Below are 22,905 nucleotides of genomic sequence, written 5' to 3' on the forward strand. Positions count from 1 at the left end.
CCGACGAACAGATCCATGGGCATGGCTCCTTGACCAGTTAAGCTTGAGGAGCCTGCCCGCAGATTGAAATCCTGTCACCCCCGCAGCGGGAGCGCCACGGGAGCCCCAATCATCCGATCTTTTTTGTGCCGACCCTTGGCTGTGAAACGATGCCGCCTGCGCTAATGTGTTGGCCTATGGCCGACCAGAAAAAAGCAATTCGACGCGCTATCCGGCGGCATGACGTCGACCTACTCTACCCGATCTGCCCTCCAAGCCAACGTCACGCCGCCGGCGCCTCTGGGGGGATTGACTATCCAATCGGATGTAGCGGTCAGCAACCTCTCCAAAAGTTGATCAGCCGAAAGCGGTAGCCAGTGCTGGTGGAACTTTCTCAGACAGCTTCCATTTTCCCGTAACTTGCTTGCTTGGCGACCGCACAATCCCATCCCGGCTGTCAAGCATTAGCCCGTCGACTTTCCAGCCGGCGGGCTTTTATGCGCCTGCGATTGGGCCTTAGGCTTCTCGCCCTTCGGTGGCGCTATGCCCTCCGCTTCCAGGCTCTTGCGCCGATACCTCTCAGTCGTAGTTCTTCGGATTGATATCCGCGCGGTAGCCCGGCTCATCACGGTCCCGTGGCCTTTCCACGTTGCCGCTTTTGTTCGATGCCTTCGACGGCTTAGGGAGATCATAATTTACATCGAAGCCTGCCACTGAGGCCTCGCTGGCAATGGCATCCGCCAAATCCTCGTCTGAAATATCCAGGTCGGGGAAAACTCTCCGCACCGCGCCAAGGGCTTCCGAAATCGCAAACGGATGCGCCTCCTTTTGGCACGCATTCAAGAACGTCGCGATTGCCGCCCGCACCTGATCTGGAAGTTGATTGCTCATGGCCGAAATACCTGAGTGCGGCTTCTCATGAAGTCGGCCTTTGCGCTTCTGTAGCCGCGGCACCCGTCGACACTTCGCGATCTTTCTCCAGCGCTGCTTCCAGATCTGCAGGGTCTATCTGCATGATCTGCCGCGTCATAGTGCCGGCACGGATCGCAGGCAGATGGATGAAGGTCGCGACGCGCCGGTAGGCAAGCCAGGAAATCCCTTCGATCAACTCATCGTCCTGATCGACAATGTACTCGCCGGCCGGCTGTGGAGCGTCGAACCCATGCAGCAGGAACGGGGAGGAAAACCGGACGGGTTGTTCTGGTGGTGCGCATAGTCGCTTCTCCACGCCTCCCAGAGACTGCAATCTCCCGGATTGTGGCTGGAGGCTAAACCAGTCGATTGCGGTCCTTGGTTTCTGTCGCGCGCCTGCGGGTGCCATCGGTATCATTGTCGATACGGCGCTGAGTTTCTGCACACAACGACCTGCCGCTAGCGCGGCCTTCATCGTGCCATCGCACGATGGCGGCGCCTGTGGTTTCCCACTCAACAAGGTGTGCGGCCAGCTTCTTGCGAAGTTCCGCTTCGGCTGTGTGACTATTCTCGACGTCCTGAGCGAGAAACCGTGCAGCGGCAGTTTCCCTGGGAATGTTACGGAATGTTTGCGATTCGCGCACTTCAGCGGCCAGGCGGCTGATCATACTTGAGGAGGAAGACATGATGTCCTCCTTTGGTCGGGGCTAGGGTAGTTGGCCCTTAATCGGCATCGCCCGTTTCAGAAGACACCGACGATCCACCATGCACCCTATGGCGCGCAGAGTCGATGAATATTCATCCTCACTCCATGTCCGGCACCTGGCCGGCCAGGAACAGCGTGGCCGGCTCGCAATGCGAAGGCCGTTTTACCCGACCTGACTTGCCGTTCTGCCGTAAAATAGAGAGGTAGCGATGTTGTCGAAAACCGCCGTGCTTGCATTGATCATGAGTAACGTCGCTCAGTCGGAAACTATTCAAGTCGCAATCCACCTGGCGGTAGACATGTACTCAAACATTTCGGCCAGAAAGGTTACTTACCATATCGGCCATGATACAGTCGTCAGTCACGCCGGCGGCCATTGGGTGACTAGGTTTCAGAACAAGCTGTTTTCGCTCATGGAGCGAAACAGCACGCATGTCACCGATTTCTTCCGGGTGCCTTCCGAGAGCGTTGTCGAGATCGGCCGGCAGATAGCGATTTAGTCTGCTGCAGTCTTACGAGTGCCTTTCATTGCACCCTTCGCCCAGAGGCTCATCCTGTACCTGTCGTTGTGTCGGAGGTGAACACCTTCGATGCCTGACCCAAGGCCGGGCTTTGCGCCGACGCCCGAAAATGCGCATAATTCTGGCCGTGTCGTGGCGACATCTCAAACTCGATCTTTATCCGCTGACGCAGAAGAACCGCCAAAGCGAAGATGACCGAGCGATCTTCCCATTTGGGCTCAGGTGTCGCGACAGCACGCCGCGCAGTTCGATTTCATCCGTCCTTCCCTGTTCGATATGTTGAATGAGAACGCGTGTTGCCAGCGTCTCTCGATCAAAATCTCGTCGCAGGCCAGGGACTCGAAGCTCGGCTAGGAGCATCTCAATCAGGCTCATATTTGCGAACGTAAGGTATGAAGGCATGACGCCCTCCGTTGGTATTCCAATGGTATATGAACCGGATTGAGCGTCAGCCAGAAGTTCTCTTCGATTAACTAATCTACCACGTTAGTCCGAAAAGAACGGAATAAACAATGAAGCTTATAGCAAGAACGACCAAAACCCTTACGAAAAGATCCTGATATTCGAATGCATGTTCTTGGACGTAGTTTTGCATTTTCATGGCGGTCTCCTTTGTTTTGATTATCGAGCCGCAAAATAATCATATCACATAATTATCAATTTATGTGAAATATTTCGATAAACAAAGGGAACGGCCGTAATTTCTCTTCCAAAATCTTCACCGCAGAGACCGCTGTCTCCCCACGATCCAGCGTACGGTATTGCGCTAGCGAAGAAGCTGCAGACGGTGCCCTCTTTGGCCGTAACCTTTGCCACACGTGAGCCACCACGGAGCGGTTTTTAGTAACTCATTCCGCCGATATTCCCGTTTCTGGGGACCTCAGTTGCGTTCCTTGCGTCGGCGATCATGGCTTCGGCGGTGATGAGAAGCGCGCCAATGGAGCCGGCATCCTGCAGAGCCGTTCGCACGACTTTCGCGGGATCGACAATGCCAGTCTTGATCATGTCGACATAGTGCTCGGTCTGCGCATCGAATCCTTGATTGCGATTCTTGCTGTCCATGAGCTTTCCGACGACGATCGAACCTTCGACGCCGGCATTTTCGGCGATCTGCCTTATCGGCGCCTCCAGCGCCCGCAGCACAATCGAAATACCCGCATTCACCTCGGCATTTGCTCCGGTCAGCCCAGTCAAAATGGCCTTGGCGCGGAGAAGGGCCACGCCGCCGCCGGGGACGATTCCTTCTTCCACCGCGGCGCGAGTCGCGTTCAGCGCATCATCGATGCGGTCTTTCTTTTCCTTGACCTCAGTCTCAGTCGCGCCGCCAACGCGAATTACGGCTACTCCCCCGGCTAACTTCCCCAAGCGTTCCTGCAGCTTATCCGCGTCGTAATCAGAGGAGGTTTCCTCGATCTGCGCCTTGATCTGCCGCACCCGAGCCAAGATGGTAGCCTTTTCGCCGAAGCCGTCGATGATTGTAGTCGTGCCCTTATCGATGAGGACGCGCTTTGCCCGACCGAGCATATCGATCGTGACATTCTCGAGCTTGATGCCGAGATCCTCTGAGATGACCTGGCCAGCGGTCAGGATCGCAACGTCCTCCAGTATAGCCTTGCGACGATCGCCGAAACCCGGTGCCTTGACGGCCGCGACCTTGAGGCCGCCGCGCAGCTTGTTGACGATCAGGGTCGCCAGCGCTTCGCCTTCGACATCCTCGGAGATGATCAGCAGCGACTTGCCGCTTTGAGCCACAGCTTCGAGGACCGGCAGCATCGCCTGAAGATTGTCGAGCTTCTTCTGGCGAATGAGTATGTAGGGATCCTCTAGCTCGACGCGCATTTTCTCGGCGTTGGTAACGAAGTAGGGAGAAAGATAGCCGCGGTCGAACTGCATACCTTCGACGACGTCAAGCTCGGTTTCGGCAGTCCTGGCCTCCTCGACCGTAATGACGCCCTCGTTGCCAACCTTGTCCATAGCCTTGGCAATCATCTCGCCGACGCTCACGTCGCCATTGGCGGCAATCGTGCCGACCTGAGCGATCTCGCCCGATGATTTGACTTTCTTGGCGCGAGCCTGAACCTCCTTGACCACAGCCGACACCGCAAGATCGATACCTCGCTTGAGGTCCATCGGATTCATCCCAGCGGCAACGAATTTGATGCCTTCGCGGAGAATGGACGCGGCAAGCACAGTGGCGGTGGTGGTGCCATCTCCGGCGAGGTCGTTCGTCTTTGAGGTGACTTCGCGAACCATTTGCGCGCCCATGTTCTCGAACTTGTCTTGAAGCTCGATTTCCTTGGCCACAGTGGCCCCGTCCTTTGTTATGCGCGGTGCACCGAAGGCTTTGTCGATGATGACGTTGCGGCCCTTCGGCCCCAGCGTTACCTTTACGGCGTTATTCAGGATCTCGACCCCGCGAAGCATTCGATCGCGCGCGTCGACAGAGAATTTGATTTCTTTCGCAGACATGGTTTTTCATCCAGTTCGCTCTTGAAACTGCGAGATCGAATATCGTCCAGCCACGGGCCTTCATGGCCGTTTCTGTCTTCTAATGCAGGTCTCCCATGAGCACGAAGTTAGCTCCGTCGATCTTGACCCTGGTGCCGAACCATTTTCCAAGCAAGACGGCGCAGTCGGCCTTGACGCTCCAGCGAGATCAGTTTGCCAGTTTCGCCACCAGAGCCTGGACTGACGTCATACAAGGCGGCGGGACAAAAATGTGCTACAATAGGGAGGTGCCGACAGCACTGGAATTTCCCCATGACTTCAAAGCGCTATGATGTCCGAAAAGAAGCCGATGGCACCTGGACGGTGTTCGACATCTTTACCGGGCAGCCGGCTGAGGTTGGGACGTCGGTCTTCAACGCCCTATCTTCAGATGAAGCCGTCGATATCGTCCATCTGCTCAATTGGTTCGATGCGAAACGGCGGCGCCAGTTCAGTCATTAGTCGGCGCAGCGTGGCAGCTACACGAGGCGATGTCGTTCCTAGCTTGGGCTCGCTCGCGGTCCCGTGCCGTCGGCATCGCTGACCACTCACTGTTTTCCCGGGTCCAATGCGTTTTGCAAGTCGACGTGCTTTGCCAGCTTCTCGCGTAGAACGATCTCGCCGGTGCTGCCTTTCTCGATCTGTTGAATGAGAAACCAGGCAGCCGCTGTTTCTCTGTCGAAGTTGCGCTCCGGGCCTTCTTCACGGATTTCTCGGAGCAGTCGTTCGATCAATGTCATGTCGTCGGAGGTTAGGTAAGTGGAAGACATGGCGTCGTCCCTTTGGTCGGGGCTAGGTCATCATGACCACCCTCACGCGGCAACGCCCTTTAGACAAGTTGCCGATCAAACAAATTACGCCCATGACGAGACGAAGGCAAATATTTCCCCCGGCTGTCAGTGACACTGGTTCACGACACCGAGCACAACATGCAGTATGCCGAAGACAACAGCGGAGTATCGGCCGTCTTCACAGCGTGCAACGAAGTTACGATGTCAAAATCAATCGGTGCCATGCGCCAGGGTAAGGGTCTCTTTCTTAAACGACCCTTGAGTTTCAGTGAACACGTCATCGTGGCGATTGACCCATATGCAGGTGCAATTCTTTATTTCCACCGAAGTTGACGATCATCTTCGGACCACCCGACTTCAAAATGACCACGTCGCCGACCTTAAAACTGTCCGACATTTCCGATTTCCGTTCTCGTTGCCAAGTTGTTGGATTAGGCGGGTTTTCGGTTGCCCGGGTTAGGCGGAATCTGGCCGAGGCTGCCATGGCTTGAGACTGGGGCTGAGTCCCACTACGTCCATCACTGAGCGGTTCTGCTAGCTGCCATCGTAGCGACACTGGCCGCGCCGGTTAGGCTTTCGTGACCCGCCTTGAATAAACCGTAATCGTCTCATACGGTGCCTAATCGCCTATTTGGCCTGAATTGGCCTCTCGCGGCGTCAGAGGTTCTCGACCCGCCAATCCCTATCCAGATTTACGATGCTTGAACGCGTGGCAAGGTTTTGCCATCGCGATGGCAAAACGGACGTTTTCGTTCAGCGCGCTAGTGCGCACTGGCCTAACGGGTGGTCGAGGGCCAGGCGGATATACCGACAGCTCTCGATCTCCCCCGAGGTCCGAAAACAGCGAAAAGGACAGGGTAAAATCCAGTCTTTGGTTCGCGAGGACAGGAACATGTCGACACGCACGACCCAATCCATCGTCCACTTCTTCGCGCCCTTCGCATTGAGGGGTGTCGACGAGCTGCAGCCGCCGGGCGACTACGCCATCGATCAAGACGAGGACCTCATCGACGGAGCGTCATGGCTCGCCTATCGCCGCGTCGCCACCTTCATCCACCTGCCAGCCGTCTCGACAAACAAGATGACAGCGCAACTGGTTGAGATCGATCCCTCCGAATTGGAAGCCGCACTCAAGCAGGATCATGAACAGGATCAATGAAGCGCCAAGCTCGCGCCAAAATCTGGCACGGGGGAAACCAAAGGACAGAAGAAGATGTCACCGCATCGTTTCGCCATAGGACAGTCGGTTCATCTCAAGAACAGGATCAACCAGTCAGATACGACACAGGGAGTCTACCGCATCACCGCGACCCTGCCGGAACGGGACAACTCACCTCGATACCGCATTCGCAATGATGGCGAGCGGCATGAGCGTGTGACAACCGAGAACACCCTCGTACTTGTCGGCACGCCGCCGGTCGCATCCGGCTTCAACTGACGGGAGATTTCCATGGCCAGCAACTGCAAAACCGGGAAACCAAAGCAGGCAAAGACGCCAGTCAAGGTCGAGATGCCGTTTGGCGCGCAGGTAAGCTGATCGACAGGTGCTTCAGATGAACGTCGTCATCGAATTCTATCGACTCCGGGAACTGGACAACGCGCACGCGCTTCTCGGTCGCGTGACCTGCGACGTGATCGATACTGATGCGGCGATCGGGCTGGCCAGATCGCTCTTCCGCACGCTCGATATGCCGCAGGATCCCGACATCGTCAGCATCAACGACGATCTGGGGCGCGAACTCTACTGCGCGACGGTGAGGCCAGTCTGGAAGGAAGCGGCTTTGTCCGAACGGCGGTTCATTCACGAAGGACAGCAACAATGACACACATCACAATAGCCTCCGGCCCGAAGCGGCCTATTCCATACCCGACACCGGATCTTATGCCTGATGGCCGCATCCGCCCTAATGAAAATGCCGAGCTTTTGCGCCGCAAGAAATCCGACTGTGACGGCACCCTTCGGCGTATTCGTGAACTCGTGGAACGCAATAGGCTGCTGTAGGCGGCAAAGGTTCGCGGCCAGGATCGAATGGAGAGCCTTGGATCATCTGGTGAGGAGTACTGCCATGCACATGAGCGACTCAAAAAACGAGAGTAGCCGAGATGCTATGGATATCAGCGTCTGGGAAAATGAGGGTGGCGCGCTGGCGCAGCACAGCATCTACCGCACCTATGGCCGCCGGGTGGAGATGGACGGGTCATGGACGATCTATCACGTATTCACTGGGGTCCCTGCTGTCTTGGATGGTCGTGCCATGACTGGACTGCGACGAGCGGAAGCCACCGCCATGATGATTCATCTCAATGCGCGCAACGCCCTAGGATGCAAGGTGGCAAGACGGGCCGAGGTGGCGAGATGCGAGCCGAGGCAGACGGGACGCAAGCAATGACGCTTATCTTTCCCAATCGATGCCGAAGCTATGATGAAGCCGGAAAGCGCATTCGCTTCATTGGGTATGACGGAACTTTCCAAATACCCTTCTCAATCGAGGTACGTGCACTGTTGAACGTGGTGCCCGCGTTTGATGCCGAAGAGAAATGCCTAGCGGCCTTTGATGCGGCCCGCTTTACAATTCTGGAAGCCGCGCAGAAGGCGTATATTCCCGGCAATAAGACCTTTTACGCCCTGACGGAAGCCGATCTCAGAAGCACCGAACGTTAGTGATCCTTCCGCCTTGCGCGGGACGCGCAGAAGCCGAAACGTTGTGACGCGATGGAGCCTTGCCATCTCAGTGGGACGGCTTGTGCTTGGCATTCGCGCGGAAACAGAGCGGACCTATGCTGTATTCTCCGTTGCAAGGGAAAATGTAGACTATGAACGCGATCAGCTTTGGCTTTCTCATGTTTGCGTGCTTGGTGATTGCGCTCACGATCATGTATGTATTCTTTCGCTGATGAGTCTCCGTCAATACCTGCGATCGGTCGTGTCAAGGCAACGGACATCTCGGAGCGTCGGGAGAAACGCCTGAACGCAGCATTCGGCAACACACCTATTGGAAAAGTTCTGCGAGTATCGTCGCTCAATTGTAACCGGTGTTTAGCCCCCACGTTGCTCTGTCTGCCGTGATCTGTGATCGGCTTTCCTGGTCGCCGCCTTCAAACAGGCGGCCTTTGGGCGCAAATCCGAGAAGACCGATCCCGATCAATTCGACCTTGCGCTTGAGGATCTGGAAACGGCCATCGCGGCCGTCCAGACTGAGGATGAAGCCGACGCTCCTCCGGGGAAACGTGTCTGCAAACCGCGCGCACCCAATCGCGGCTCTCTCCCCAAACATCTTCCCCGGATCGAAGAGCTCGTCGAGCCCGAAAGTCTGACCTGCACCTGCGGCGGTTGCCTGCATTGCATCGGCGAGGATGTCTCTGAGCGGCTGGATGTCGTCCCGGCGCAGTTCCGCGTCATCGTCCCCGTCGCCCCAAATATGCGTGCAGGTCTTGCACCGACGGTGTCGTCCAGGCTCCGGTCCCTGCACGGCTGATCCAGGCGGGACTGCCGACGGAGGCCACGGTCGCGCATGTGTTGGTCTCCAAGTACGCCGATCATATTCCCCTCTATCGGCAGACGCAGATCATGAGCCGCCAGGGTATCGATCTCGACCGCTCCACGCTTGCCGATTGGGTCGGCCGTGCCGCCTTCGAACTGCGTCCCGTCTTCGAAGCGCTGATCACCGATCTAACCTCTTCATGGACGAGACCCGCGCTCCGGTGCTCGATCCCGGCTTCCGCAAAACCAAGACAGGCTACTTCTGGGCGCTGGCGCGTGACGGCAGGCCATGGGGCGGCGGTGCGCCACCAGGCGTTGCCTTCACCTATGCTCCCGGCCGCGGGGGACAGCATGCAGAACGGATATTGCAGGGCTTCTCAGGCGTTCTGCAGGTCGACGGCTACGCCGGATACAATCGACTGATCGCGCCGGAACGTGTCGGCCCCGACATTCGCCTTGCCTATTGCTGGGCGCACGCCCGCCGCAAGCTGGTGGAGATTACCCGCAATGGACCCGCGCCGATTGCCGAAGACGGCGTGAAGCGGATTGGCGAACTCTATCGGATCGAGGTGGAAGTGCGCGGGCTCGACCCGGAAGCTCGCCGCGCCGAGCGCCAGGAGCGATCAAAACCGGTGATCGCCCATATGGAAACACGGCTCGCCCATGACCGTGCCCGCGTCGCTGCCAAATTACCGCTAGGCGAGGCCCTGAACTACATCGCCAAATAACTGGGACGGGCTGTGTCTCTTCCTCGCTGACGGCCGCATCGAGCTCGACAACAACAGTGTCGAAAGAACCATTCGGCCGATTGCGCTGAACCGCAAGAACGCACTCTTCGCAGGCCACGACGCCGGGGCCGAAAACTGGGCGGCGATCGCCTCGCTCATCGAAACCTGCAAACTCAACGCCGTCGATCCGCAAGCCTATCTGACCAGCACGCTGATCGCCATCGTCACCGGCCACAAACAGAGCCAGATCGTTGACCTGCTTCCCTGGAACTATCCAGCCAAGGTGTGCTCGAAGTGAAGAACCTGAAAGCGTTTTCGGCACACGACCGATCTCCAAGAAAAATTTCAAGATCGAAAGCTGCAGCGTGTATCTGGATCGCTATGACAACGAACAGGCCAGCAAGCAGCATCGGATCCCAAGTTCTTTGACGGAACGTGGTCTGGGCATATTGGCCTCTGAACATTAGAGGGGCACAGATATACGGTAGGGGATCTGTTGCGGATGACGCTCGAAATCTGAGATCAAGGCAATGTTTTCAGGTAGTCCTCAAAACGCTTGCCGACTTCCGGCCGAAAGCGTGTTCCGGTTCGTTCGACAGCTTCAATGCGATCGACACGCAAATTGCGGAAGTCGTTTTTTGTTTCGCACCATATCGTCAGGAGCCAGACGTGGTCGAACACCGTCAATCCCAGTGGGCGCGCAATGCGCTGACTTTTAGCCTCTTTCAAATCGAGGTATAGTATATGGAGTTGGGCTCTTTCTCGGACTGCGCTTCGCAGGAAGCCAAGATGGGCTCCTGCCTTCATGCCCTCTTCAGTTTGTCGAGCAATGGCCCGCAATGGTAGCCGAGTGTAGACCTCACCAGCTTCGCCATCCATAGCGGCGCTGACCTTAGCGGAAACACGCCGGGCTGCGTCGGACAACTCGCTATCTCCACGTGCTGCAATCAGGCGCGTGCCCAGCATGATCGCCTCCAGTTCGTCTGCATCGAACTGGAGGGGCGGCAGAAAATATCCTCGCTCCATCTGATAGCCAATACCGGCCTCGCCTCGGACGGGTGCACCCATGGCCTGCAGTGTTGCCATGTCCCTGTAGATCGTTCGGATCGAGACATTGAGGTCAACGGCTAACCTCTCAGCCGAAACAGGATTCGGCCGACCGCGAAGATGGTCCAATAATGCAAAAAGTCGAAGCGTGCGCATAGATCACTATCGCCTAGCACTCCTGCCGGAAACTGTCAGGGTAAAAACGGTATCGGCTGGCTTCAACTTCAAAGGAGCCATCATGACCACCCCATATTACGAGATTGTCACCTATACCGTGGCAGATGCACGCAACGCCGATACCGCCCGCGACGCCGCACGGACACGACTTGGGAGCTTCCCCGGCTTCATCCACTGGACAGCCTTTACAGGAGCGGGCAATGCCGATGCACGTGTCGACCTGGTCGCATGGTGCAGTCTTGAGGAAGCGCGTTCGGCTGCAAACGCGGTTGGAAGCAGTCCCGAATTCGCGGACTTCCGGTCATCGGTTACAAATCTAGTCAGTATGGAACATTACCGGCTTCCTCAGAGTGCACCGCACCCCATTGTCAGCGAAAATGGCGTGGAGATCGGACGTTTCCGTCTGAAACCGGGGGTAAGTGAGGCTGATATGCGTAGGGCCCATGCAGCGATGGTAGAGAGGCATCTCGCAGCGCAGGCAGGCTGGCGTCGCCAACATCTGATCAAACTTGATGACGGGGTCTTTCTTGATCTTGCTTTCGCCGATGCGCGCGACCACGCGGAGACAATATGCGCAAGCTGGAGCGGACAAGCTGATTGCGATGCGTTTCTTGCGTTGATCGATCCAGAAAGCATGGAATTCGGAGCTGTGCTTTAAGCCGACGTGGAACATCTACCAATCCGGTTGATGTAGATCGGGTCTCTCAATCATCATGCGAATGGCGAACGGTGCTGAAGGAGCCGCTCGCCATCGCTGCGAAGTTCACCGCTGGGGCCATGGAGAAACTCCCTTCGCTCGCCCATGGAAAGCCGATCACAGATCACGGCAGACAGAGCAACGTGGGGGCTAAACACCGGTTACGCTCAATTAGGCCGCCTAGGCATCTCCTCGCGGCGAGTATGGTTCTGGCTTTTGTTCAGTGGTCCAGGCATTGCACTCCATGTGAGAACGCCTTTCTCCAAGTCGGCATCGCGCAACCAGTTGATCGCGCTTGCCATATCGAGATTTTGACTTGGGACGCTCACCGCGAAGCGCATCGCCGCAACGCGGGACAGGCCCAGCGACATCAGGCTGATCATTGTGCGGTCGCAGGCGCCGATCTCAAGGAACAACGGAACCGCAGGCATCCGGGCCAATGCGTCGGCATGACCTAAATCCTCGAGCGCCTGGGTGAGAACCGCACTGTAGCAGCCGAACAACCGAACGCACTGGTAGCGCACATCGTGTTCGACTAGCTCGAGCGTCTGCCGGACGATGAGCCGCCGGTCAGCGCTCGGCTGTCGATCGTGCTGGTATTGGACGATGCGCGGGAGGGGATGGTTGCAGTCTCGTTCTCTCTGAAAAAACCCTTTGTGCGGGAATCGCTCAGGTGTTCAGTTTGATCGAATGTATTCCGATTTTCTAATTTATTGATATTGAACGTTTAAAGTCAGTGCCTGATCTACTGGACCAACTGCTCTGTTTATTGCATGACTTGAAAAAAAACAGGAGCGGGGAAATGGACGTCAGGGTCTCGGAAAATACGGCCGAAGTATCGGAACAGTCGATCTTCCAAAGCAGTCTTTCCGCGGAAGGCAAGATCGAACGGGCCCGAACCGAGCTCCTCGACCTATCTGCGCGTAACCGCCTCCTGAACGTCCCGCGGTTCTCGAACGCCAAGACAATCGACATCGTTGACGAGCGGTCATCCGAGGTCTTCCGGATTCTTGTAACGGAAGGCAAGACGATGACCTTTCTCGCGGGGGCAAAGGGGCGTGGTCCCAAGGATGGCGAAACTGAGGAAGAGCTGATCGAGCTCGCGCTTCCCGATGACGACGATCGCGACGAGAGCGGGCGTCTCATCCGCCATGGAGACACCAAACTTCAGACCAGGATGACGCCGAACGCGCTACAGAAGCGTCTCATGGATTTGTACTTCGACGCCCGCACGCTCGAGGAGGAGCAGGGGGTCAACATCCTGTTTCTGGGGCTCGGTACCTTGAAGTGGGTCGATCCCATTAATGCCGAGAATGTCCGCTACGCGCCGCTGATTTTGGTGCCGGTCTCGCTGGAACGCGGAAGCGCCGCAGAACGGTTCAAGCTGAGGGCGCGGCACGAGGACTTCGCCTCCAATCTCTCGTTGGAGGCCTTCCTGGACCGCATCCATAAGATCAGGATGCCGGATTTCGAAGCTTCGGACGAGTTTTCGTTCGAATCCTATGCCGCCAAGGTCGCTGAAGCGATTTCGATCAAGCCGACATGGTCGGTGCAACCCGATGACATCGTCCTCGGGTTCTTTTCCTTTGCCAAGTTCCTCATGTATCGGGACCTCGATCCGAGCCTGTGGCCGAACGACGCCAAGTTCACCGAACGCCCGCTGATCACTTCATTGGTCTCCGATGGATTTTCGAGGACAGAGGAACTGCTGGCCGAGGACGCAAATATCGACCAGTACATCTCTCCCAAGGAAATGACCCACATCGTGGATGCTGACAGCTCCCAGACGGTCGCCATCCACGAGGTGAGGCGAGGGCGGGATCTCGTCATCCAGGGGCCTCCCGGAACGGGTAAATCTCAGACGATCGCGAACATCATTGCGTCGGCCGTTGCGGACGGTAAGACCGTCCTGTTCGTCGCCGAGAAGATGGCGGCTCTTGAAGTCGTGAAGCGCCGCCTCGACCAGACAGGGGTTGGTGACGCATGCTTGGAGCTTCACAGCAACAAGGCGAACAAGCGCGCCCTGCTTGCGGAGCTACAGCATACCTGGGACCTGGGGGCGCCGAAGGGCGAGCTCGGGAATGGACTTGATCAGAGGCTAATTGAGGCGCGGAACGCGCTCAACGCACATCCGGATCGTATCCACAATGTCTATCAGCCATATGCTCTTTCTCCCTATCAGGTGATCGGCCATCTATCCCGGCTCCGTCGCCAGGGCATGGCTCCATCGGACATCGAGCTTTCCGACGCCGTTGTATGGACGCCCGAGACGAGGGAACGCATCGTGGCGCTGCTCTCCGAGCTTGCCGAGCGGATCAGGGACATCGGGCTACCCGTGGATCATCCCTGGTACGGTGTGGCGCTGACGGGCATAACGCCGCTTGACCTTGAACGCCTGACGAAAAGGTTGGCTGACGCCAGGGACGACTTCGCTCAGGCAACAGCACTGATGGCTGATGTGACACGCGTGCTGGAACGCCCGGATGCCGTCTCCATCTTCGGGTTCAAGGCGGACGCAGCCCTGGCCCGGCGCATTGCAACATGCCCCGATGGCATATCATCCGAGGCGCTGGCGAACCCGGTGTGGGAGACGGGCGGGACGGTCATTTCAAAGACGGTCCAGGACGGTGCCCAATACGAGCGGCTTGCGAAGCAGCTCAATTCTCTCATGTCGGAAGCTGCCTGGAGCACCGCGCCAGTGCCGCTGCTGACCCAGTTCGAGCGGCTGCCAGAGGAATTTCCACATTCTGGGTTCGGCACCGTCGCGCAGTTGGATTCCATCCTGCCGAGATTCCTGAATGCTGCCAGCGCGCTGCGGACGATGCTTGGCGTTAGCGCCTCGGCCACGCTGACATCGATCGACAGGCTGATCACTATCGGCCAGCGGGTGGCCGATGCGCCGGACGCAAGTCCCGATGCCTTCGTCGCCGCGATCTGGGAGCGGGGCTTGGACCAGGCCAGCGATCTGGCGGAGGCCGTCGCGACATATAGACAGGTAAGGTCGGAACTGGGCGGCAAGGTTTCTGAGCAGGCCTGGGACATCGACCTCGCTCCGGCGAGGACGGCGATGGTTATTCATGGCAAGCGTCTTCTCAAATTCACGAGCGGCGAATGGCGCAGGGCAAAGACCTTGCTGAAAACCGTGATGCCGGAGACGCGGCCGGACGAAACTGTTCGGCTCCTCGACCTGCTTCAGAAGGGCAAGGAGGCGCGTGCAACGATCAAGGACGGTGACTCCCTTGGCCGCTCTGCATTCGGCGCAGACTGGCGCGGTGAACGCTCGGATCCCAAGCCGCTCGAGAGCCTCGTACTCTGGATGCGGAGCCTCCGGGGTGTCGGAGCCGAAGCTCGGCTGATCGCGAGCAGACTGACGGACAAGGCTGCGGTGGCCGCGCGGTGCGAACAGGTCTCCGGGCTTCTCTACGAAGCGCGGAGGCTCTTGATCTCCTTCTGGACAGAATTGGGCGAGGGGACATCGAAACTGTTCCCGGATGCTCCTGCCGCGGAGAGCATCGTACTCACTCAGGCCGTGCCATTGATGCGGGAACTGGCCGAGGCCGATCGGGCCTTCGTCTCGCTCACGGAGTCGATGCCCGACAATGTCGGGGGGCGGATACGCATGCTCAGACTCCTGTCTGCGGCGCAGAGCCTGAAGTCCTCGCTCGAAAGAGTGGATGTAGGCGGTCGAGCGGCATTCGGAGACCTGTGGCGTGGACCTGAATCGGACTGGCAGCAATTGTCAGCCATTAGCGAATGGATATCGGCGAACGATGACATCAGGACGCTGGCCTCGCGCGTTGGCGACCGCAGTGCCGTAGCCGCGACCGCCGCCAGGGCGTGCGAAGCGGGAGACATGTTCGCAGCCAAGATGCAAGAAATACTGGATTTCCTGAAGGCGGACACCGAAATCGTCCTTGGGGAGACAGATGTCGCGCAAGCACCCTTGCCGCTCATGGCCGACAAGCTCGCGCGCTGGATCGCCGCGGAGGAGCAGCTTTCCAAGTGGACCGCCTACAAGGGGCGGGCGCAGGACGCTGCGGCTTGCGGTGTCGGCCTTGTAGTCGACCGTCTCGAGGACGGCCGTGTCGCGCCGGACGATGTCATCCCGTATTTCGAAATGGCCTTCTACGAGGCGGTTCTCCGCCATCAGTACGGGCTGAATCCGGAGCTGTCCCGTTTCGACGGTGAGGTTCATGGACGGCTGGTGAGCGAATTTGCGACGCTCGACAAGAGCAGGATGGCTCTGTCGAGACTCGAAGTGGTGCGCGCCCATCACAAGAAGATGCCCGCAATCAGCGGAATCGGTCCGGTGGGCGTCCTACGGGCGGAAATGGCCCGGCGGCGCGGGCACATGCCGATCCGCCAGCTTATGCAGCGGGCGTCTCTCGCCATTCAGGCGCTGAAGCCTGTGTTCATGATGAGCCCGCTGTCGATCGCGCAGTTTCTGCCGCCGGGCGTGCTCGAATTCGATCTTCTGGTCATGGACGAGGCCAGTCAGATCCAGCCCGTGGACGCGCTCGGTGCGGTGGCCCGCGCCAAGCAGGTGGTAATCGTGGGAGACGAGCGGCAGTTGCCGCCGACCCGCTTCTTCTCGAAGATGACGTCCGGCGCTTCAGAGGAGGACGAGGAGCAGGAGGGAGCCGGGGTCTCCGACATCGAGAGCATCCTGGGACTGTTTTCCGCTCGCGGGCTTCCGGAACGGATGCTGCGCTGGCACTACCGGAGCCGACACCAATCGCTGATCGCGGTGTCCAATTCCCAATTCTACGACAGCAAGCTCTTTATCGTCCCGAGTCCCTATACGCTGGAGGCAGGGATGGGATTGCGGTTCCATTACGTGCCTGGCGGGGTTTTCGAGGACGGCGCGAACAAGGTGGAGGCGAAAGTCGTCGCTGAGGCCATCATCCGGCATGCGTTGCAAACCCCGAACCTTTCGCTGGGTGTCGCTGCGTTCTCCATCAAGCAGCGGCGGGAGATTCAGGATCAGTTGGAGTTGCTGAGACGTCTCAATCCGCAGACCGAGGAGTTCTTCCACGCGCATCCGAACGAGCCGTTCTTCGTCAAAAACCTGGAAAACGTCCAGGGCGATGAGCGAGATGTAATTCTGATCTCGGTGGCTTATGCGAAGAACGCGCAGGGCTACATGGGCATGCGCTTCGGGCCGCTCAGTGCCGAAGGGGGCGAGCGGCGGTTGAACGTTCTCATCAGCCGAGCCAAGCGTCGCTGCGAGGTATACGCGTCGATCACCGACGAGGACATCGACCTGGAACGCGGCAAGGGCAAGGGTGTCTTCGCCTTCAAGCTCTTCCTTCACTATGCCCGCACCGGACGCCTGTCGATGTCGCAGCGGACCGACAAAAACATGGACAGCGTTTTCGAGGAGCAGGTGATGGCCGCTCTGCAGGAGCAGGGCTATCAGGTTCATCCGCAGGTCGGCATCGCGGGTTTCTTCATCGACCTTGCCGTCGCCGATGAGCAGTTGCCGGGCCGATACCTGCTCGGGATCGAGTGTGACGGCGCTTCCTATCACGACTCGCGATCGGCCCGCGATCGCGACCGTTTGCGCCAGGCTGTGCTTGAGGACCATGGCTGGACGATTCATCGCATCTGGAGCTCCGATTGGTTCCAGCGGCCGAAGGCGGAACTCGAGCGTCTGGTCGCAGCTATCGAACGTGCGAAGGCGGACGGGCTTTCTGGATCTGTCGAAACCGCGGCGGGCAGGGCTGTCCCGGTTGAGGTCATCACGATCGATCGAGCCGACGTAACCGAGATCGGTCTGCAGCCAGTGGCGGAAAAGGCTGTTGTCGGAAATCCCTATGTGGAAGCGGCTCTGCGGCCCGACATTGTCGGTGAACTCCACGAACTACCGATGGGCACTATGATCCGGCTGATAACGGAGACTGTGGCTGTCGAAAGTCCTGTGCATCGTGATGAGGTTGTCACGCGTATCAGAAGCGCGTGGGGGCTTCAGAGAGCGGGCAGCCGCATCGACGGTCATGTCGAGAACGCGCTCCGGGTCGCAGTGAATTCGGGCGAAATAGTTCGGTCAGGAGACTTCCTGCTCTGGCCTGGAGCACCAGTCCAGCTCCGTGACCGGAGTGAAGTAAGCTCTCCGAGCTTGCGAAGGATCGAGCTGATCCCGCCGATGGAGATGGATGAGGGACTGAAAGCGATTGTCCAAGCGAGCTTAGGGGCGACCGAAGATGAGGCCGTGAACGCAGTCGCGCGAGGGCTCGGGTTCAAGGCGACCAGCAGTCAGTTGCGGGAAGTCATCCTAGAGCGGGTAAAAAGGCTCAAAGACGACGGCTCATTTTCAACGCGGGACGGAATGCTGGCTGTCGAGGGCGGCTAATCGTCGACAACCGACAGCCGAAGTTCGACACCCGCTCGGCTCAGGTCCGGTTCGCGCCCCGTGTCGGCCGTGGAATCTAATTTTGCGGTTGCCCGAAAGCAGACGCCGTGAAAGTTCTGATCGCACCATCAATGTTGGCGGCGTGGGTGAAACGATGGGATCACGAACAAAGGATAGAGGCAATGATCCCGCCTCATATGATGACATCGGACTTCGTAAGGAAATTGACCGCACGCGTATGCAACTGCGGACGTTTTCTAACCTGAATTCATCCCTCCGAAAGCGTCGTGCGAGCCGACTTTTCAATCTTGAAAAAGAGCTTGCGCGCCGCATTGCCGACGATACTTCCACAAAGGGCGAATAGGTCTTCATGGACACTTGGCAGACGATCTGGGATCACGAATTCGCCGCCTTCGGCAGGCGCTCCTTTGTCTTTCCATCTGCTAGCGGTACATACCAAATCGATGTTGACGACAAAGACCAAGATCGGGTGATTGCGGCTTACAAAGGGGAAAGATTTACTTGGGTCGTCTGGGTCAAAGAGGTTTGCGATGGCGCGTTTCGTCTTCAGGGTATGACGTTTTTATTGGAGATACGTTTTGGTGCGAGCTGACAATTAGCGCTCCATGCTTGATCAGATACTATGGCAATCAAGTGCTGATCAGCGAAAATCAAGAGGTTTAACTGCTGATCGAACCGCAGGGCACGGTGTAGTCAGTCGTCGGGCCATGTGGCCGCTTCGCGAACGGCTTCTCCAGTCACGTGCATGAACGTCAATTCAAAAGGCGACGGCTGAACGTAAGGTGGCTCTTCACCTCTCTCTATCGCTTCTCTAAGAGCCTCCTCGTGCATCTTCTCGAAAAGTGCTTTCACTCCACCCGATGATTTGAGTGGTGGTCTGACGTAGTTCTCCTTCATATCGAATTCCGAGAAAGCGGCGCGCACGTGAATCTCGTAACACTCCTCAGCAGGCGCTTCACTAATTGCAACCAGCCGCTCGGCCAATTCACGCAGCGCATCCCGCGTCATGTAGAGTTTAAGTTCAGTATAATCTAAATACATTGTGATGGAATCCGGAGACAATTCTTTACATTCCTTTATAATTTATTGCACATCACCAAATATAACGCCGGGAATACAAATTTCTGAGCAATCCAGATCGGATAATTTCTCGACGGTGCTGCCGACTGGGTTCTAGTGGATATTTTGCAAAGACCGAAGGCAGCTTTGGTTCTATCTGGCCAGGTCTCGCAAACATAATGAAGCCGTCTAGACTCCCTACCAAAAGACCAGCCTTAAAATTCACTCAGGTCAAAAACCAGGATTTCTCCACCATCAATTTGATTGTCGGAGTTAATCTCTAGTATTCGATCGTTTACTATCCTTGCGCTTTGAAAGTCGAAGGCTCCATGACGAACATATACTGGTGCCAAACCGGGTCGTATACAAGCAAACCGACTCACTCCGACGCATACGATGGCTTCCACTTCGTGCGCATAAGCGATCATTCTGCACAAAGATATCTCGACCTCAGCGACAGAGTTCAAATCATCTACATATCCCGCCGCAATAGTTCCACTATAAGACGTCAAAAGAAATATTCTTCCGTCATCCCCTTTCAGGATGATCGTTTTGTTTATGTCTTCTAACCCTGACGGAGACAATGTCAGCAACCACGGCACTGCCCCGCCTGGTGGCTTGATTTTAAAAGTCGCCGCATCCCAAAGCTCTACATCCAGACCCCTGGGAAAAGAAACACGCTGATATCTACCAACATCATCCGTGTATATTTCGATGTAGTCCGCGCCCCAACGTGCGACACTATATTCATCGACCATCTTCATCGATTGAAGAACCTATCCCAAAGCTCATGGGTCCTTTTCACATTCCCTTTAGGTCATCAAGATCTCTGTATACATTATATATACAACAAATAACGTCCATTTCAATTTTGCCAATTGCCAATCCAATTCCCCTTTTCAATTTCTTCATATCCTCATCCCCCCATTCTTTCGAATGCTTAACGATATCATTCAGCTCGGCGACACCGCGTATTGCACGATCGCTAGCTTCAATCGCGAACTTCCTATCCATCGACAAACCTCAATCCATACCTGCACGTAAATTTCCTAGAAACTCGTCAGAAGAGAGGGTAGCAACCACCTTACCATGACCTAGGCCCATGAGATGCTGACATACGGCGGCGTTACTGCTCGCGCGACTTCGGTATTGCCTTTATCGCTCTCCGCTCCTCTCCCAACCGGGCAATTACAGCGGAAAACTCCAATTCTGAACGGTCCAGTTTCCGGGGGTCAGATCGCCGCTCATCAACGCTTGTCGGTTAATCATAGCGATGATCTATCGTTGCCTGGCTGTCGCCGCTATATAGATTGCAAGTTATGCGCAATTTGCAACTCTTCTTAGCTGCCATCCTCGGGTGTTTTATTCTTGCTGGTATTGGATTGACTGGCGGCCTAAGCACCATACTCACCACCGCTCTTCCGAACGTGCATGAAGCACAATGTTCGCGCTTCTTAGGAAGCTATCGCGATAGGCGTGAGATGCCGAAACGCGGCACTGTTGAGTACACGCGCTACGCTGACTGCTACTATGTTATCTGCGGAATAAGGCTAACCGAGTAGAGGCTAAGCCAGCCACTTGGTGGACCGGACAGTTTGCGGCACGGCGACTTTGCTGACCCATGGTTGGCATAGTGTCCCGTGCTCATGTATTTGCAGCCGAAACTTGGCAACGTGCGAGCGGCACATCGCTTACAACGAGGCGAAGCCCCCAGAGCGAAATCTCAGCGAAATCTCACCGCGATCGAGGACGTGCTCGACCCTGTTGGCAGCGAGACCTTCTCTTACGGGACAAGCGACTCGCTTGCTACCGCGCTCGGCCCCGGGGGATCGCGCGGCCAAGAGCCAACGGTGCTTCCCTGACGGCACGCTCGTGGCGCCCGATGGCAGGCCGGCGAGAATCTTGCCGAACGGGAAGAGAACGGGGCCCAGAATTGACAGACCTGCCAACGGGGATAAACCTATGAGGGTGTCCGCTTTCCGCCATAGGAGGACTGAGTGGCCTGCTGCCGGTTTTTCGGACGCTGAGTTAGGCTAATCCCACCTTGTTTTCAAACTCGTTCGGGCTGAGATAGCCCAGCGTGGAGTGGCGACGCTTCGGGTTGTAGAAGCGTTCGATGTAGTCGAACACATCCGCCTTGGCGTCGTCGCGGGTCCTGTAGACCTTCCGTGCCGTCCTTTCGGTTTTCAGCGAGGAGAAGAAGCTCTCCATGGCGGCGTTGTCCCAGACGTTGCCGGATCGGCTCATGGAGCAGGTGATGCCGTGATCGGCCATCAGCCTCTGGAACTGCTCGCTGGTATATTGGCTGCCCTGGTCGGAATGATGCAGCAGCGCATCCGGCTTGCCTCTGCGCCAGATCGCCATGATCAGCGCATCGGTGACGAGTTGGGCCGTCATGCTCGCATTCATCGACCAGCCGACGACACGGCGCGAGAACAGATCGATGACGGCGGCAACGTAAAGCCAGCCCTCCGCCGTCCAGATATAGGTGAAGTCGGCGACCCATTTCTGGTTCGGCCGATCCGCTTCGAACTGCCGGTCCAGCACGTTCGGCATGATGACCGCGCGTTCTCCGCCGTCTTGCGGCAGCCCGCGTCGTCTCGGCCTCGCCCTCAGCGCGTTGTCGCGCATCAGGCGTTCGACGCGATGCAGGCCGCAGGAGAAGCCTTCGGCAAGCAGGTCATGCCAGACACGCCGGGCTCCATAGGTGCGGTCGCTGGACTTGAAGCTTTCCCGGACCTTCTCCAGAAGAAGCGCATCGTGGCGGGCACGTTGGCTCGGCGAGCGATTGAGCCAGGCATGGAAGCCGGAACGAGAGACACCCAGCGCTTCGCAGAGCCATGCCACCGGCCAGATCGAACGGTGCTTTGCAACAAAGGCGAACTTCATATCGCGTCCCTTGCAAAGTAGGCCGCGGCCTTCCTAAGAAACACTCGTCGCATCCGACGCGGGTGCCAGTTCGTATCCGAGTGCTCGGGCTCGGCGTTGGAGGTTGGCAAGAACGCGTGTTCGATGCCGCTCGTCATAGGCTGCCGCTCCCGGGTCGCGATAGGTCATGCCGAAGCGGAGCGTGTTATAGAAGAGCACTGCGATCTTGCGTGCGGTGGCCGTCACCGCCTTCTGCTTGCCGATGCGCGACGACAGGCGTCGATAGAACGCCCCCAGCGCCGTGTCGCTGCGTCCAAGCGTGATCGCGGCCAGCCGCAACAGGGCCGCGGCCCGACTTGAAGATCGTCGTGTCCGTGACGAAAGGAGCTTTCCGCCTGAGATCTTGTTGCCAGGGGCAAGACAGAGCCAGGATGTAAAATGCTTCGAACTGGGCCATGCCCGTAGGTCCGTTCCACATTCCGCGACGAGCTTTAGCGCCAAGGATGGGCCAATGCCGTGTATCTGGGTCAGATCCACGCCGAGGACGCCGTACAGTGCTGCTCGGACATCGAACGCCGGTGCCCCGACCGGCCTCTGACGGAAGCGCGGTTTCGGCAATGGTGCCGGGTTCGTGGTACGGATGGTCAGCGCTTCGACCGACGCTTCCAGCTTGCCGTCACATTCGGCGATCTTGGCCTGATATGCGTCATAGAGATCCAACGATTGAGCCAGCGCGAAGATATGTTCGTCGCGGTCATTCCCAATCAGTGCCGCCCGGATCGTCTCTACGGAGGACTGACAGCGCACGTCCCGGTATGAGGCCAACACTTCCGGATCTCGCTCCCCGGCGACGATCGCCCGGATGATCCGCATGCCGGTCGCGCCAGTAATGTCGGAGACAACATGATGGAGTTGAAGGTTCATCTCCATGAGCGCCTTCTGCATGTGCTGGATATGGGCTGCTGCGTATTCGACGAGCCGTTCCCGCTGGCGCAGATAGGACCGCAGCACGGCAATCTCCGCCTCGGGGCGAAAGCTGCCGCGCAATAAGCCGTATGAATGCAGTTGCCGCAGCCAGC

General features: G+C 57.5%; 23 protein-coding genes and 2 pseudogenes. 12 read left to right on the forward strand and 13 right to left on the reverse strand.

The window, feature by feature from the left end; genetic code table 11:
* Positions 1–558: 558 nt before the first annotated feature.
* From C7I85_RS29285 to C7I85_RS30785, 3 genes are read right to left on the reverse strand one after another with little or no spacing between them, the layout of a single operon-like run.
* Positions 559–870, reverse strand: coding sequence for a hypothetical protein (locus tag C7I85_RS29285; RefSeq protein WP_245445161.1), 312 nt, complete (start codon positions 868–870; stop codon positions 559–561).
* Between the two features lie 25 nt (positions 871–895).
* Positions 896–1,207 (reverse strand): hypothetical protein, encoded by a 312-nt coding sequence (locus tag C7I85_RS29290; RefSeq protein WP_106727539.1) that lies wholly within the window; start codon positions 1,205–1,207, stop codon positions 896–898.
* Between the two features lie 40 nt (positions 1,208–1,247).
* Positions 1,248–1,577, reverse strand: a complete 330-nt coding sequence (locus C7I85_RS30785) for a hypothetical protein (protein ID WP_146149006.1) — start codon at positions 1,575–1,577, stop codon at positions 1,248–1,250.
* Between the two features lie 229 nt (positions 1,578–1,806).
* Here C7I85_RS30785 and C7I85_RS29295 point away from each other — a divergent pair, with 229 nt between their 5' ends.
* Positions 1,807–2,097, forward strand: a complete 291-nt coding sequence (locus C7I85_RS29295) for a KUP/HAK/KT family potassium transporter (protein WP_106727524.1) — start codon at positions 1,807–1,809, stop codon at positions 2,095–2,097.
* A gap of 861 nt (positions 2,098–2,958) precedes the next feature.
* Here C7I85_RS29295 and groL read toward each other — a convergent pair.
* A complete protein-coding gene (groL, locus tag C7I85_RS29300) occupies positions 2,959–4,587 on the reverse strand; it encodes a chaperonin GroEL (protein ID WP_106727525.1) in 1,629 nt (542 codons plus the stop codon).
* 291 nt (positions 4,588–4,878) lie between these two features.
* Between groL and C7I85_RS29305 the strand changes: the two genes are divergently transcribed.
* Positions 4,879–5,067 carry a hypothetical protein gene (locus C7I85_RS29305; protein ID WP_106727526.1) on the forward strand — a complete coding sequence of 63 codons (189 nt, stop codon included), beginning with the start codon at positions 4,879–4,881 and terminating at the stop codon, positions 5,065–5,067.
* 86 nt (positions 5,068–5,153) lie between these two features.
* On the opposite strand, the gene C7I85_RS29310 is transcribed toward C7I85_RS29305, so the two are convergent.
* Together C7I85_RS29310 and C7I85_RS32420 are read right to left on the reverse strand one after the other, a co-directional pair.
* Positions 5,154–5,375: a hypothetical protein gene (locus C7I85_RS29310; RefSeq protein ID WP_106727527.1), complete on the reverse strand. Its 222-nt coding sequence runs from the start codon at positions 5,373–5,375 to the stop codon at positions 5,154–5,156.
* Between the two features lie 298 nt (positions 5,376–5,673).
* Entirely contained in the window at positions 5,674–5,880 is a 207-nt protein-coding gene (locus C7I85_RS32420; protein WP_428832929.1) for a DUF2158 domain-containing protein, read from the reverse strand.
* A gap of 408 nt (positions 5,881–6,288) precedes the next feature.
* Between C7I85_RS32420 and C7I85_RS29320 the strand changes: the two genes are divergently transcribed.
* The 6 genes and pseudogenes from C7I85_RS29320 to tnpC all read left to right on the forward strand — a co-directional run.
* Positions 6,289–6,555, forward strand: coding sequence for a hypothetical protein (locus tag C7I85_RS29320; RefSeq protein WP_106727528.1), 267 nt, complete (start codon positions 6,289–6,291; stop codon positions 6,553–6,555).
* 54 nt (positions 6,556–6,609) lie between these two features.
* On the forward strand, positions 6,610–6,834 hold the full coding sequence (locus tag C7I85_RS29325) for a hypothetical protein (RefSeq protein ID WP_106727529.1): 225 nt from the start codon (positions 6,610–6,612) through the stop codon (positions 6,832–6,834).
* A gap of 115 nt (positions 6,835–6,949) precedes the next feature.
* Entirely contained in the window at positions 6,950–7,219 is a 270-nt protein-coding gene (locus tag C7I85_RS29330; RefSeq protein ID WP_181257456.1) for a hypothetical protein, read from the forward strand.
* A gap of 243 nt (positions 7,220–7,462) precedes the next feature.
* On the forward strand, positions 7,463–7,786 hold the full coding sequence (locus tag C7I85_RS29335) for a hypothetical protein (RefSeq protein ID WP_106727530.1): 324 nt from the start codon (positions 7,463–7,465) through the stop codon (positions 7,784–7,786).
* Positions 7,783–8,058, forward strand: a complete 276-nt coding sequence (locus tag C7I85_RS29340) for a DUF1488 domain-containing protein (RefSeq protein WP_106727531.1) — start codon at positions 7,783–7,785, stop codon at positions 8,056–8,058. The genes C7I85_RS29335 and C7I85_RS29340 overlap by 4 nt, the downstream gene beginning before the upstream one ends.
* Before the next feature lie 421 nt (positions 8,059–8,479).
* Positions 8,480–9,903: pseudogene (tnpC, locus tag C7I85_RS29345) on the forward strand (IS66 family transposase); the annotation flags it as partial.
* 224 nt (positions 9,904–10,127) lie between these two features.
* On the opposite strand, the gene C7I85_RS29350 reads toward tnpC, so the two are convergent.
* Positions 10,128–10,808, reverse strand: a complete 681-nt coding sequence (locus C7I85_RS29350) for a helix-turn-helix transcriptional regulator (RefSeq protein WP_106727532.1) — start codon at positions 10,806–10,808, stop codon at positions 10,128–10,130.
* Between the two features lie 82 nt (positions 10,809–10,890).
* Here C7I85_RS29350 and C7I85_RS29355 point away from each other — a divergent pair, with 82 nt between their 5' ends.
* Positions 10,891–11,487: a hypothetical protein gene (locus C7I85_RS29355; RefSeq protein ID WP_106727540.1), complete on the forward strand. Its 597-nt coding sequence runs from the start codon at positions 10,891–10,893 to the stop codon at positions 11,485–11,487.
* Positions 11,488–11,693: 206 nt separating this feature from the next.
* On the opposite strand, the gene C7I85_RS29360 is transcribed toward C7I85_RS29355, so the two are convergent.
* On the reverse strand, positions 11,694–12,029 hold the full coding sequence (locus tag C7I85_RS29360; RefSeq protein WP_146149007.1) for a hypothetical protein: 336 nt from the start codon (positions 12,027–12,029) through the stop codon (positions 11,694–11,696).
* A 299-nt stretch (positions 12,030–12,328) separates the two neighbouring features.
* On the opposite strand from C7I85_RS29360, the gene C7I85_RS29365 reads away from it, so the two are divergent.
* The 3 genes from C7I85_RS29365 to C7I85_RS29370 all read left to right on the forward strand — a co-directional run bounded on the left by C7I85_RS29365 (position 12,329) and on the right by C7I85_RS29370 (position 18,491).
* Positions 12,329–17,878: a DUF3320 domain-containing protein gene (locus C7I85_RS29365; protein ID WP_106727534.1), complete on the forward strand. Its 5,550-nt coding sequence runs from the start codon at positions 12,329–12,331 to the stop codon at positions 17,876–17,878.
* 82 nt (positions 17,879–17,960) lie between these two features.
* Positions 17,961–18,242, forward strand: a complete 282-nt coding sequence (locus C7I85_RS30790) for a hypothetical protein (RefSeq protein ID WP_146149008.1) — start codon at positions 17,961–17,963, stop codon at positions 18,240–18,242.
* Positions 18,243–18,248: 6 nt separating this feature from the next.
* Positions 18,249–18,491, forward strand: a complete 243-nt coding sequence (locus C7I85_RS29370; RefSeq protein WP_106727535.1) for a hypothetical protein — start codon at positions 18,249–18,251, stop codon at positions 18,489–18,491.
* A 101-nt stretch (positions 18,492–18,592) separates the two neighbouring features.
* Here C7I85_RS29370 and C7I85_RS29375 read toward each other — a convergent pair whose 3' ends face one another.
* The 5 genes and pseudogenes from C7I85_RS29375 to C7I85_RS29395 form a co-directional block, all read right to left on the reverse strand.
* Entirely contained in the window at positions 18,593–18,940 is a 348-nt protein-coding gene (locus C7I85_RS29375) for a hypothetical protein (RefSeq protein ID WP_106727536.1), read from the reverse strand.
* 233 nt (positions 18,941–19,173) lie between these two features.
* Entirely contained in the window at positions 19,174–19,722 is a 549-nt protein-coding gene (locus C7I85_RS29380; RefSeq protein WP_106727537.1) for a hypothetical protein, read from the reverse strand.
* Between the two features lie 37 nt (positions 19,723–19,759).
* Entirely contained in the window at positions 19,760–19,972 is a 213-nt protein-coding gene (locus tag C7I85_RS29385) for a hypothetical protein (protein WP_106727538.1), read from the reverse strand.
* 1,014 nt (positions 19,973–20,986) lie between these two features.
* Positions 20,987–21,880: pseudogene (locus tag C7I85_RS29390) on the reverse strand (IS3 family transposase); the annotation flags it as partial.
* Positions 21,881–22,905, reverse strand: a 1,025-nt coding sequence (locus C7I85_RS29395; protein ID WP_106727541.1) for an IS110 family transposase, incomplete at its 5' end; no start/stop codon positions are given.

The organism is Pseudaminobacter soli (ex Li et al. 2025), from assembly GCF_003012705.1.
GTDB classification, from domain to species: domain Bacteria; phylum Pseudomonadota; class Alphaproteobacteria; order Rhizobiales; family Rhizobiaceae; genus Pseudaminobacter; species Pseudaminobacter soli.